This is a genomic window from Rhodococcus jostii NBRC 16295 (assembly GCF_001894825.1).
GTDB lineage: Bacteria > Actinomycetota > Actinomycetes > Mycobacteriales > Mycobacteriaceae > Rhodococcus_F > Rhodococcus_F jostii.
The window spans coordinates 241148-254066 of sequence record NZ_BCWY01000002.1; the positions used below are offsets into that span (position 1 = coordinate 241148).

Annotated in this window: 7 protein-coding genes; 3 read left to right on the forward strand and 4 right to left on the reverse strand. The window is 65.2% G+C overall.

The window, feature by feature from the left end:
• Positions 1-128 precede the first annotated feature (128 nt).
• Together RJ1_RS02560 and RJ1_RS02565 are read left to right on the forward strand one after the other, a co-directional pair.
• The gene (locus tag RJ1_RS02560; RefSeq protein WP_073358317.1) at positions 129-1013 is read left to right on the forward strand and encodes a phosphoribosylaminoimidazolesuccinocarboxamide synthase; all 885 of its coding nucleotides are present in this window, start codon (positions 129-131) and stop codon (positions 1011-1013) included.
• A 3-nt stretch (positions 1014-1016) separates the two neighbouring features.
• The gene (locus tag RJ1_RS02565) at positions 1017-3149 is read left to right on the forward strand and encodes a S9 family peptidase (RefSeq protein WP_073358318.1); all 2133 of its coding nucleotides are present in this window, start codon (positions 1017-1019) and stop codon (positions 3147-3149) included.
• On the opposite strand, the gene RJ1_RS02570 is transcribed toward RJ1_RS02565, so the two are convergent.
• Positions 3150-5474: an ATP-binding protein gene (locus RJ1_RS02570; protein ID WP_073358319.1), complete on the reverse strand. Its 2325-nt coding sequence runs from the start codon at positions 5472-5474 to the stop codon at positions 3150-3152. It abuts the gene before it with no gap.
• Between the two features lie 178 nt (positions 5475-5652).
• Between RJ1_RS02570 and RJ1_RS02575 the strand changes: the two genes are divergently transcribed.
• Positions 5653-9084: a serine/threonine-protein kinase gene (locus RJ1_RS02575; RefSeq protein ID WP_073358320.1), complete on the forward strand. Its 3432-nt coding sequence runs from the start codon at positions 5653-5655 to the stop codon at positions 9082-9084.
• 16 nt (positions 9085-9100) lie between these two features.
• Here the strand turns inward: RJ1_RS02575 and RJ1_RS02580 are convergent, their stop codons facing one another.
• The 3 genes from RJ1_RS02580 to RJ1_RS02590 all read right to left on the reverse strand — a co-directional run bounded on the left by RJ1_RS02580 (position 9101) and on the right by RJ1_RS02590 (position 12598).
• Entirely contained in the window at positions 9101-10033 is a 933-nt protein-coding gene (locus RJ1_RS02580; RefSeq protein WP_073358321.1) for a VOC family protein, read from the reverse strand.
• A 39-nt stretch (positions 10034-10072) separates the two neighbouring features.
• On the reverse strand, positions 10073-11518 hold the full coding sequence (locus RJ1_RS02585; RefSeq protein ID WP_073358322.1) for an NAD-dependent succinate-semialdehyde dehydrogenase: 1446 nt from the start codon (positions 11516-11518) through the stop codon (positions 10073-10075).
• A gap of 63 nt (positions 11519-11581) precedes the next feature.
• Positions 11582-12598 (reverse strand): dihydrodipicolinate synthase family protein, encoded by a 1017-nt coding sequence (locus RJ1_RS02590; protein ID WP_073358323.1) that lies wholly within the window; start codon positions 12596-12598, stop codon positions 11582-11584.
• Positions 12599-12919 lie beyond the last annotated feature (321 nt).

The following is a 12919-nucleotide window of genomic DNA, read 5'->3' on the forward strand; positions in this document are numbered from 1 at the left end:
ACCCGTCGTGTCGTCGTACAGATCACAGAACTCTCTTTCAAGGCTAACGACATCGGTTCCAGTGCTATTCCGGGCCCTGATCGGTGCCCGTCCCGTCGTGTCCGCCCCGACCGATAGGCTGGATCACCGTGCGCCCCTCACTCGATTCATACGCCCATCTGGCCGGTGGCAAGGTCCGCGACCTCTACACGATCGACGACGAGCACCTCCTGTTGGTCGCGAGCGACCGGATCTCCGCCTACGACCACGTCCTCAGCACCCCGATCCCGGACAAGGGGCGGGTGCTCACCGCGATGAGCGTCTTCTTCTTCGGCGTTCTCGGCGGCAACAACCACCTGGCCGGTGAGCCCGACGACAGCCGGATCCCCGAAGAGGTCCTCGGCCGCGCGCTGGTGGTCCGCACGCTGAACATGGTCCCCGTCGAGTGTGTGGCCCGCGGTTACCTCACGGGGTCGGGGCTGATCGATTACAACGAGACCGGCGCGGTGTGCGGAGTCGCACTGCCCGAGGGTCTCGTGGAGGCGAGCCAGCTGCCCGACCCGATCTTCACGCCCGCCAGCAAGGCGGAGCTGGGGGAGCACGACGAGAACATCAGCTTCCAGGCCGTGGTCGACAAGGTGGGCCAGGATCTGGCCGTGAAGCTGCGGGACGACACCCTCGACATCTACGGTCGGGCGTCCAACTTCGCCGCCGACCGCGGCATCATCCTCGCCGACACCAAGCTCGAGTTCGGGCTGGACCCGAAGGGCAACCTGGTTCTCGCCGACGAGGTCCTGACCCCCGACTCGTCCCGGTACTGGCCCGCAGACGGGTACGAGGCAGGGAAGGTGCAGCCGAGCTTCGACAAGCAGTTCGTCCGCAACTGGCTCACCGGCCCCGAATCCGGCTGGGACCGCGCGTCCGACACCCCGCCGCCGCCGCTGCCCGCGGAGATTGTGGAGGCGACCCGTGAGCGGTACATCGAGGCGTACGAGCGGATCTCGGGTCTGTCGTTCGCGGAGTGGGTGGGCTGAGCCATGACCTCCGAAGGGCAGAAACTCACCCCGCCGGTCGCGAAGACCGTCCCCACCGAACGCGTCCACCACGGTCACACGTTCGTCGACGAGTACGAGTGGCTGCGCGACAAGGAAGCCGCCGAGGTCGTCGCGTACCTCGAGGCCGAGAACGCGTACACCGAGCAGGAGACGGCGCACCTCGCACCGCTGCGCGACCAGATCTTCCAGGAGATCAAATCCCGCACGCAGGAAACCGACATGTCGGTTCCCACCCGGATGGGCGACTGGTGGTACTACGCCCGGACCATCGAAGGCAAGCAGTACGGCGTCCAGTGCCGGGCCCCGATCAGCGGCCCCGACGACTGGACCCCGCCCGAGCTGACCCCGGGTGTGGAACTCACCGGGGAGCAGATTCTGCTCGACGGCAACGCCGAGGCCGAAGGCCACGACTTCTTCTCCGTCGGTGCCTTCTCCCTCAGCCACGACGGCACGCTCCTCGCGTACTCCGTGGACGTCGTCGGCGACGAGCGCTACACGCTGCGTTTCAAGAACCTCGAGACCGGCGAACTGCTGCCCGACGAGATCACCGACACCGCGCCCGGCGTCACCTGGGCCATCGACCACAGTCACGTCTTCTACCTCACCGTCGACGAGTCCTGGCGACCCGACACGGTGTGGCGGCACAAGCTCGGCACCGACCGCGAGCAGGACGTCTCCGTGTTCCACGAGCCCGACGAGCGGTTCTGGGTGTCGGTCGGGTCCACACGCAGCGAGAAGTACCTCATGATCTGGGTGGGGTCGAAGATCACCAGCGAAGGCTGGGTCCTCGAGTCGGCGAACCCCGAGGGCGAGTTCCGGGTGGTGCTGCCGCGGCGCGAAGGTGTCGAGTACGGAGTCGAGCACGCCGTCGTCGCCGGTGAAGACCGCTTCCTGATCATGCACAACGACGTCGTCGACGGCGAGAAGGCCGAGAACTTCGTGCTCGCCGAGGCGCCGGTGTCCGACCCGACATCGCTGACCACCCTCATCCCGCACCGGTCCGACGTGCGGTTGGAGGAGGTCGACGCGTTCGCCGATCACCTGGTGCTCGGATACCGCCGGGAAGCGTTGACCCGGCTGGCCATCTGGCCGCTCGGCGAGAACGGCTACGGCGAGTTCACGGAGATCGAGTTCGACGAGGAACTGTTCAGCGTCGGGCTCGGGGCCAATCCGGAATGGCAGCAGCCGACACTGCGGATGGCGTTCACCTCGTTCATCACGCCCGGCCAGGTCTACGACTACGTGCTGACGACGGGCGAACTCGCCCTGCGCAAGTCGCAACCCGTGCTCGGCGACTTCGACGCCGCCAACTACGAGCAGCAACGCGACTGGGCCGTCGCCGACGACGGGACGCGCATCCCGCTGTCGATCGTCCGCCGGAAGACGAACGGCGCCGACGGTCCCGCCCCCACGCTCCTCTACGGGTACGGCTCCTACGAGGCGAGCATGGACCCGGCGTTCTCCGTCGCGCGACTGTCCCTCCTCGACCGCGGCGTGGTGTTCGTGGTCGCGCACGTGCGTGGTGGCGGCGAGATGGGCCGGCACTGGTACGAGACCGGCAAGACCCTCACCAAGAAGAACACCTTCACCGACTTCGTCTCGAGCGCACGGCATTTGATCGACACCGGACGCACCACGCCGCAGCAATTGGTCGCCGACGGCGGCAGCGCAGGCGGCCTGCTGATGGGTGCGGTGGCCAACCTGGCACCCGAACTGTTCGCCGGCATCCTCGCCAACGTTCCCTTCGTGGACCCGCTCACCTCGATCCTCGACCCGTCACTGCCGCTCACCGTCATCGAATGGGACGAATGGGGTAACCCGCTCGAGAACCCCGACGTCTACGAATACATGCGCTCGTACAGTCCGTACGAGAACGTCGAGGCCAAGGACTACCCGGCGATCCTCGCGATCACCAGCATCAACGACACCAGGGTCCTTTACGTCGAACCGGCCAAGTGGGTCGCGAAACTACGCGCCACCAAGACCGGCGACACGCCCCTGCTCCTCAAGACCGAGATGAGCGCCGGACACGGCGGCGTCAGCGGACGCTACGAGAAGTGGAAAGAAGTAGCGTTCGAATTCGCGTGGGTGCTCGACCTGGTCGGCAAGGGCTGATCAGGGCCGGCTGATCCGACCTTGCTCGACGACCCAGGCGGCGATCTGGGACCGAGACGTGAACCCGAGTTTGACGAGAATGTGTTCGACGTGGCCCTGCGCTGTGCGTTGCGAGATGACCAGCTTGGTCGCGATCGCCTTGTTGGTGAGTCCCTCTGCGACGAGTTCGGCGACCTGCTGCTCGCGCCGGCTCAGGGACGGGTGGTCGCTGGGCGAATTCGTGATCGCTCGTGGTTGCTCGTTCAGGGCGAACGCGACGGCGTCCTCGAAGTCGAGGCCCGACCCGTGCCGGAAGGCGGTGTCGAACTCCCGTTCGCCGAGGTCACGGCGCGTTCGTCGTTCGAGTTCGTCGTGGTGGCCGGCGAGTTGCGGGAAGACCGCTGCCGGGCCGCCCACACCCTGCCACAGTGCTTCGGCCGCACCCATGAGGGTCGCGGCACGTTTCGGCAGGTGATTGTCGGCGGCGATCCAGGCCAGGATCTGCATGCACCACGCCGAGTTGACGACGTCGTCCGCGCGACGCGTCTGTCGTAGCCCGTCCTCCAGGAAGCTGCCGGCCCGCTCGTGGTCTCCGCGCTGCCACATCGCCAGCGCCGCGGTCCACAGTGACCACCCGCGGTACACGGATTCGCCGTGCGCCTCGCTGATTTCCTGGATCGCCCGCTGGCATTCCACTGCTCGTGTGACGTCTCCGAGGTGTGCACTCGCCAGGGCCAGGCCGAGGAGTGCCCACATCTCCTGAAGGGGATCGCCGTGCGCATGGAAGACGTCCCGGGCCGTCTGGAAGCACTCGACCGCATAGCGGAGGTCGTCGCCGCGGAAGAGGGAGACGAATCCCTCGGCCGAAGTCACGAGTGCCGTCATCGCGGTGTCGCCCGATTCGTCGGCGAGATCTCGGCCCTCGCTCACGAGGGCACTCGCAGCCTCGAGGTCGCCCTGCGCCCCCGCCAACATGCCTGCGGCATGCAAGGCGGTGATCCTGTCGGTGGTCTGAATCGTGGACGAATGGGCCAGCGCACGGTCGAACCAGCGTCGACCCTCGTTCAGTAGACCGAACGAGCGCCAGAACAGATACATGTCGTTCGCGATCCGTAGACCGGACTCGGCCTCCGCTAGCTCGGACACGGAATATTCCAGTGCGTCACGAAGATTCGGCTGTTCGCGATTCAACCGGGCGACCCATTCCAGTTGTCGGGGGCCGATCCACCCGGATCGAGCATCCGATGCCAGACGCTCGTACCAGTCGCGGTGCCTCCGCCTCATCTCGTCGACTTCGCCCGATGCACGCAACCGTTCCAGGCCGTAGTCGCGAAGGGTGTCGAGCAGCCGATAGCGGACGACGTCGCCGGCCTCCTCACGAATCAGGATCGATTTGTCGACCAGCGAAGCGATCACATCGAGCAATGCCTCCGGTTCGAGGCCACCCGCACAGATGCCTTCGGCGGAATCCAGCTCGAATCCACCGGCGAACACCGCCAGGCGGCACCACATTTCACGTTCGCTCCGAGTGCACAGGTCATAGCTCCAGTCGATGCACAGCCGTAGTGTTTGCTGGCGAGACGGAGCGCCGCGGCTGCTCAACGTCAGTAACCGGTATCGGTCGGTGAGCCGGTCGAGGATCTGGTGCGCCGTCATCGCCCGCAGCCGAGCGGTTGCCAACTCGATCGGTAGCGGCAATCCTTCCAAGCGTTCACAAATTCTGGCGACGGTTGATCCGTTGTCGTCCGTGATCGCGAAGCCGGGGACAGCCCTGGACGCCCGCTCGGCGAAAAGAGTCACGGAGTCGTACTGCGCCAGCCCCGCGGGAACCGAGAATCGGGTCGATTCCGGAACCGGCATCGGAGGGACACGGAGGGCAGCTTCGCCGTCGATTCCCAGTGCCTCTCGGCTCGTTGCGAGGATCCGAAGATTCGGGCAGTTCTTCAGCAGTGTCGCGGCCAGCGCGGCGACGGCAGCCACCAGGTGCTCGCAGTTGTCCAGGACCAATAGCAGCTGCTGGTCGGCCAGATGTCTCTGCAGGATCGCCGACGTTCCCAGCGCCGACTGCTCCCGCACGCCGATCGCGGTAGCAACGGTCTCTTCGACCAACTCCGGCGCTCGCAGTTCGCCGAGTTCGACGAGCCAGACCCCATCGGCGAACGCGCGGCGAGCGTCGTCGGCGACTCGGAGTGCGAGCCGTGTCTTACCCACGCCGCCGATGCCGGTCAGCGTCACCAGCCGCGACACGGACAGCAAGCGTTTCGTCTCGGCGGCTTCACGGCGCCGGCCGACGAAGCTCGTCAGCTCGCACGGCAAATTTCCCGACTTGCGTTGTGCGGCGGACATGAGAACTGTCGCCTTCCTATCCCGGGGCCCTCGTGTAACCGTACTCGCTCACAACGGGGTCTTCGGCCGAGAATGTGTCAGTAGTTTCGCCGTTCACCAGGCACTATGCTGATCGTGCCGCGTCAGGCGCGGGCAGTGCAGACAGTGCAGACAGTCGATCCGGAAGTCGAGGCCGGCGATGGCCGAATTCGATCCGCTAGCCACTCAGCGAGACGCGGCCGCGGGGATCGTGCCCGAACTGGAGGCGGAAGGCTTCGAGAACGCCCAGGTTGTGGGCCGAGGCGGCTTCGGCACGGTGTATCGGCTCGACCAGCCCAACCTGAACCGCACCGTCGCGATCAAGGTCCTTCGGTCGGATGTCGATCGTGAGAACAGGGAGCGATTCCTCCGCGAGCAGCGGGCTATGGGCGCTATGTCCGGGCATCCCAATATCGTCGCCGTCTTCCATACCGGGGTCACGGCGACGGGGCATCCGTACCTGGTCATGCCCTACCACTCGCGCGGTTCGCTCGATGCCCGGATTCGTGGCGACGGGCCTCTCGACTGGCGAGCAGCGGTCAGCATCGGAGTCCGGCTGGCAGGTGCCCTCGAAGTTGCGCACGGGGCCGGCATTCTTCACCGCGACATCAAACCGTCCAACGTCCTGCTGACCGATTACGGTGAACCTGCCCTGACCGATTTCGGGATCGCACGGATCGAGGGTGGCTTCGAAACGTCCGAGAACATCATCACCGGCTCACCTGCATTCACTGCTCCCGAGGTGCTGCACGGGCAGACTCCGACAGCAGCCTCTGATGTCTACGCTCTCGGAGCGACACTGTTCTGCCTCGTCACCGGCCACGCTGCGTTCGAGCGCCGGTCCGGGGAGAGTGTCGTAGCTCAATTCCTTCGCGTTGCGCGTCAACCGGTCCCGGACCTGCGATGCGACGAGATTCCGGATGATCTCTGCGCCGCCATCGAGCACGCGATGGAACAGGATCCGGCCGACCGCCCGCGATCCGCTGTCGAATTCGGCGACGAACTCCGTCTCGTCCAGCGTCGGCACTCGCTCACCATCGACGATATGGCCCTGCCGGGCGAGCGGGGGAGGGGTGACGGGCGCCGTCCACGGTTGACGCCGCCCACCCCTCGGACCAAGTACCGACCGCCGACTTCCGTCCGCCCGTTGGTCGACCGCACCCGGCTGAGCGGGCTTCTTCGCGCGGGCCGAGGTCGTCGCCTGATCGTGATTCACGGTCCTGCGGGATTCGGCAAGAGCACAGTGGCCGCCCAATGGCGAAAGCAGTTGAGCGCGGACGGAATCGCGGTGGCATGGCTCGCGGTCGACCACGACGACAACAACGTGGTCTGGTTCCTTGCCCATCTGATCGAGGCGATCAGGCAGGTCCGGCCGACCCTCGCCGAAGAGTTGGGCCGGGTGCTGGAAGAACACGGAGACGACGTCGAGCGGTTCGTCCTCGCATCGTTGATCGACGAGATCCACGAGGGGGGTGAGCGTGTGGCGATCGTGATCGACGACTGGCATCGTGTCACGGACAACGCCGCCGTCGCCGCTGTGGAGTACTTGATAGACAACGGCTGCCACCATCTGCAGCTCATCGTGACGAGCAGAAACAAGTCCGGCCTCCCGATGAGCCGGACCCGGGTTCGTGACGAGCTGGTCGAAATAGACTCCACGGATTTGAGATTCGACCTCGCGGAGTCGACAGAGTTTCTCGTGGAGTTGAGTGGGCTGGCGCTCGAGAACGCACAGGTCGCCTCGATTGTGAGGTCGACCGACGGGTGGGTGGCCGCGCTTCAACTGGTTTCGCTCGCGCTGCGCGGCAAGGGAGACCTTGCGACGTTCGTCGAGAAGCTGTCGGGCCGCCACCGGGGGGTCGGTGACTATCTCGTGGAGAATGTCCTGAGTTCCCTCGAACCGAGGACCGTGAACTTCCTGCTGTCGATCTCCGTTCCCGAGCGGATCTGCGGGGACCTCGCCTCGTCGCTCACCCGTAGCGAGCATGGTCGCGCGATGCTGGAGGACGTCGAGAATCGAGACCTGTTTCTGTACCGGGTGGACGACGACGGGGAGTGGTGTCGGTTCAGCAGTGTGTTTGCAGAGTTTCTGCGTGCCCGGCTGGAACGAGACCAACCCGAGCGGATGCGAGAACTGCACAGAATCGCATCTCGTTGGTTCGCCGACCATGATCTGCTGAGCGAGGCGGTCGATCACGCCCTTGCGGCGAGCGAGATCGATGAAGCGGTCGAACTCGTGGAGACCCACGGCATGGTCCTGGTGACGCACGGGCAGCTGGCCACACTCCTCGGTCTGGTCGCGAAGCTTCCGCGGGAGGTGATCCTGGCGCGCCCGCGATTGCAGATTGCCGTCGCGTGGGCCGATGTGTCGCTGCATCGTTCGGCGTCCGCGCAGAAGGCATTGGACCGTGCCGAAGCCTGTCTCGCACAGAAATCGCTTCCGACCACCGACTCCGACCTGGTGCTGGAATCAGACCTCGTCCGCGCGGTCCTGGACGTCACCGCCGATCGTATCGACCGGGTGGGCGATCTCGTGTCGGGTTGCCTGGTCGAGCCGGAAGCAGTGAACCCGTGGATCGTGTCGGTGGCAGCGAATCTGGTGTCGTTCGTGAGGATCTGCCGGTTCGAGTTCGACGCGGCGCGAAATCTCCAGGAATGGGCCGCCGACTATCACCGACGATCCACCGGTCCCTTCAGCGCGGTGTATGGACACTGCTACGCCGGTCTCGCCGCGAATGAGCAACTGGACGTCGTGGCAGCCGAAGAAAGTTATCGGCAAGCACTTCGAGTCGCGAGAGAATCGATGGGGATCCATTCCCATGCCGCCCGGATGGCCAGTGCACTGCTCGGCGAACTGATGTATGAGCAGAACCGACTCGACGAAGCCGAAGGCCTACTCGACGAGGGTCGTGCGCTCGGATCCGAGATCGGTTTGGTCGACTTCATGATCGCGATCTATGCCACCGGGTACCGAGTCAAGGTCCTGACGGGTGACATGGATTCTGCAACAACATTGTTGAATGAAGGAGATCGAATTGCCCGAACGATGTCGCTGCCGCGATTGTCGGCACGGATCGACGACGAGAGGAGTCGACTCGGGCTCCCCGTCCCGTCCGACGCTCGGGGGCACCAGGGTAGTGAGGGCGGTGGTGTGCCCCCTTCGTCGGTGAAACCCGATCAGGGTCCGTCTACCGGCATCGAGGCAATCACTGTGCAGCTGACAGAGTCCGGTGCCATTCGCCGACTGCTTGCCGAGCCGTCGACTGAACGGGTCGACCTCGCCTGCACCAGGGCGGGCGCCCTGGTGCAGGCGGTCGCTGCTCAGAATCGGCCGCGGGCGCTCCTGCAGGCACGACTTCTGTTCACCGATTGCCTGTCCGCGTCGGGCAGGGACGACGACGCCGAGAGCGAACTCGTGCCACTTGCCGCGCAGTGCGCCGAGTTGGGTCTCGTTCGTCCGATGTGCGACGCGGGACCGAGGGTGGTGGCAGTGGCCTCTCGACTCCTCGAACGGCAACGCACGACGCGATGGCGTGCGGAATGGCCGACGGTTCCGCCCGCCTTTCTGAACGCGGTCGTCACCGGTGCCTGATGCCGGCTGGTGCGACTCACAGTTGCGGCGGCGTCCACAGAACGGGATCGTCCGAGGGGGCCATCTTGGCGAGGATCACCTCGTCGAAGACGTTGGCGGTACCCCACTGATCCTGTTCCTCGAGACTGGTGCCCCACACCTTGGGAGTCCATCCGTGCTCTTCGTCGATGACCTGGAGGGCGGTCGTGTACTCCATGACGAAGCCACTCGACGGCTCCTGGAAGTACGAGTAGGTGTTGTCACCGGCGCCGTGGCGGCCGGGGCCCCACAGTGGCTGGTGTCCGGCCCGCATCATACGGCCGGTGCCGCGCATGAACTCGTCGATTCCGTACAGTTCGAACGAGACGTGGTTCAGGCTGGTGTTCTTCGACTGGGCGAAGGCGATGATGTGGTGCCAGCGACCGGTGCGCATGAAGCAGAAGAAGTCCTGGAGCCAGTCGGAGATCTTGAAGCCGAGGACGTCGCCGTACCATGTGATCGTCTTCTGCAGGTTTGCGGTGTTGAACACGACGTGGCTGATGAACTTCGGTCGGGACTCGCCGGCTTCGACTTCGCGGAAGATTCGCTGGTCGACCTCGGCGGCGAGTTCGATGGCGCGCCCGTCGCAGTCGAAGAAGATGCATGAATAGCCGCCGCCGAAGTCGCCGCGGTCGCCGGGTTCACGGATGATCTGGGCTCCGCTGTCGGCGACCCGCTTGGCTAGGAAGTCGACTCCGGCGCGGTCGGTCACATTGAACGTGGTCAGTTCGATTCCGGCGACATCGTTTTCGCGGAGCTTGATGGCGTAGTTGTCGGCGCATCCGGTTCCGAAGTAGGCCTTGCCGTCATCATTCGTGACGAGATCGAGTTGCCAGAGGTCGCGGTAAAAGTTCGACGCGGTGGTGAGTTCTTCGACGGCGATGGTGACCGAGCGGACGTGCGTGATGGGATGGACTGAGGGAAAGGACATGTCTTCTCCTGGAGCTGAACTGGGAAATGAGCGGTGTCGTCACCAGTTGGTGGCGATGTACTTCGCTTCCATGAACTCGAGCAGGCCTTCGTGCGCGCCCTCGCGGCCGAGTCCGCTCTGCTTGACGCCGCCGAACGGTGCCGCGGGGTCGGACACCAAACCTCGATTGACGGCGACCATGCCGGCTTCCACCCGGCTCGCGACGGACAGGGCGCGCTGCAGATTGCCGCTGTAGACATAGGCCGCGAGCCCGAGGTCGGTGCTGTTGGCCGCGGCGACCGCTTCGTCGTCGGTGTCGAAGGCGATCAACGATGCGACCGGTCCGAAGATCTCCTCGCGCACGATCGCCGATTGCGGGTCGACACCGACCAGGACGGTGGGGGAGTAGAAGGAGCCACTCGAGATCGGCCGCTGGCCGCCGGTCAGCACCGACGCACCGTCGGCGACGGCGGCGTCGACGAGTTGCTCCACCTTGTCGACGGCCTTGTCGTTGATCAGTGGTCCGCACTCCGAACGCTCGCTGGTGCCGGCGCCGACACGCAGTGTGCCCATGCGTTGTCCGAGACGACCGGCGACCTCGTCTATGAGCGACCTGTGCACGTAGATGCGGTTGGCCGCGGTGCACGCCTGGCCCCCGTTGCGCATCTTGGCGATCATCAGTCCGTCGACCGCCTCGTCGATGTCGGCATCCTCGAGAATCAGGAACGGCGCATTGCCGCCGAGTTCCATCGCCGTCTTGAGGATCGAGTCCGACGACTCGCGCAGCAGGGTGCGGCCGACTTCGGTGGAGCCGGTGAACGACAACGCCCGTACGCGTGAGTCGTGGAGCATCGCGGAGACGACCTGGCCCGCGCGTGAGGTCGTCACCACGTTGATCACGCCGTCCGGAACGCCGGCTTCACGGCAGATCTTCGCGATGAGCAGACTGGTGAGTGGGGTCTCGGTTGCAGGTTTGAGTACCACGGTGCAGCCCGCCGCCAGGGCCGGCGCGATCTTGCGCGTCGCCATCGCAGCCGGGAAGTTCCACGGGGTGACGAGCACCGCGACGCCGATCGGCTCGTACTCGACGAGTATGCGGTTGGCACCGTTCGGCGAGGTGCTGAGCTGTCCCACCGCACGGACCGCCTCCTCCGAGTACCACCGGAAGAATTCGGCGGCGTATGCGGTTTCGGCCCGCGAATCGGCGAGAGTCTTCCCGTTCTCGGTGGAGATCAGTTCGGCGATGTGCTCGGCGCGGTCGGTCATCAGTTCCCAGCATCGGCGGAGGACTTCCGCGCGTTCGCGCGGACTGGTGGCGCGCCAGGAGGGAAGGGCCGCCGCCGCGGCGGCGACCGCGTCCAGTCCGTCCTCGACGGTGCCGTCCGGGACCGTGGCGATCAGCGCACCGGTGGACGGATTCAGGACGTCGATCGACGCCCGGGTGCGTTCGGCCGGGCTTCCGCCGATCACCAACTCGCGGGGCAGGGTGGCCGAGTTGAGCGACATGAGACATTCCTTCTTTTTCTGGGTCCGGCCAGGGTCCGGTGGCTGTCTGGTGTGGAACGAGGGTCAGGCCGGGTTGCGACCCACCAGGAATTCCTCGTCGAGTGAGGTGGTCACGTCGAGTCCGGCGGCGACGGCACCGGCCCGCAACTGCTTCATCTGCCCGTCGTTGATCCGGGCCTGAGGCGCTCGCAGCGGTCCACCGTTGAATCCGTTGAGCCACCCCTGGTATTTCCACAGGTACCTCGGCACCATGGCGGTGCCTGCGAGTGCCTGACCGACCACGACCGCGTCGGATTCCCGGATCGGGTGGAGCTTCCAGTAGATCTCCATCGCGTCCTCGAACTTGCCGTCGCGCATCAAGTCGAAGTAGCGGGCAACCCAGGGGCCGTAAGCCTCGTAGTTGGAGGTGCCCATCCACTGCATGCCGTACGCGGCGTGCCAGGCGGGTGAGTTCGACTCGATCGGGTCCATCACGATCACGTCGTTCCGGTAGCGCTCGAAGATCTGCGCGATGCCGCCGACTCCCGGACCGCCCACCTCGGTCTTGACGGCCACGACGTTCGGAATCTCGTTGATCATCCGGCCGATCAGGTCCGGCGAGAAGTGACTGGGGTGGAAACGGCGGAAGTTCCACAAGTGCATCGCGAACACGATGATTCCCAGATCGGTGCTCTCGGCGATCGCGCGGGTGTACTCGAAGACTTCTTCCTCGGACTTCGGGTAGAAGGTGAGCGGGTAGGAGACCAGGACGATGTCCGCGCCCAGACGCTCGGACTCGCGCACCAGTGCGATGTTGTCTTCGAGGGTGGGAAGCACAGCGTGCACGACAGTCTGGAGTCCGCCGGCGGCTTCGTCGACAGCGATCTCCGTGACCTGCAGTAGCTCGTCGAAAGTCGTGCCACATTCGGCGACGAGCAGTGCGCCCGAGATTCCCAGCTCCTTCTCGCGAGCGATGTCGTGCCTGATCGCGCGTTCGTTGATTCCCTTCAGATCGCTGGTGAAGGTGGGCAGGAGGCATCCGCAGATGCCTTTCATGTTCGCCTGGGCCCAGGCGCGGGCGTCGGATCGGGAATAGCTCATGAAGGGAACTCCGTTCGTCGGATTCTGTGTGCGGTGCGCAGGAGCAGGAGCAGGAGCAGGGACGGTGTCGGCTGTGGCCCGTGCCCAGCAGGACGCTTGACGGCGGCACGCAGGAAGGTGGTAATCCCGTATCGATATCCAAATAGTGGATATGTGGACCGATATGTGGATTCCTGGACGCTAACACCGGCCGCGCCCGGCGTCAACGGTTTCTCGAATTCGTTGTGTGGCGGGGGTGCATGGAAGGTCGATGACGTGGCGCCGCGCGACTTTGCGGCACCCCTTTGACATCTGCGGCACGCCGTTGTTACCGTCATCACA

Bases quoted from the DNA above. Each gene is read 5' to 3' on its own strand.
- RJ1_RS02565 (WP_073358318.1), top strand. From the start codon at position 1,017: ATGACCTCCGAAGGGCAGAAACTCACCCCGCCGGTCGCGAAGACCGTC.
- RJ1_RS02590 (WP_073358323.1), bottom strand. From the start codon at position 12,598: ATGAGCTATTCCCGATCCGACGCCCGCGCCTGGGCCCAGGCGAACATG.
- RJ1_RS02570 (WP_073358319.1), bottom strand. From the start codon at position 5,474: ATGTCCGCCGCACAACGCAAGTCGGGAAATTTGCCGTGCGAGCTGACG.
- RJ1_RS02585 (WP_073358322.1), bottom strand. From the start codon at position 11,518: ATGTCGCTCAACTCGGCCACCCTGCCCCGCGAGTTGGTGATCGGCGGA.
- RJ1_RS02580 (WP_073358321.1), bottom strand. From the start codon at position 10,033: ATGTCCTTTCCCTCAGTCCATCCCATCACGCACGTCCGCTCGGTCACC.
- RJ1_RS02575 (WP_073358320.1), top strand. From the start codon at position 5,653: ATGGCCGAATTCGATCCGCTAGCCACTCAGCGAGACGCGGCCGCGGGG.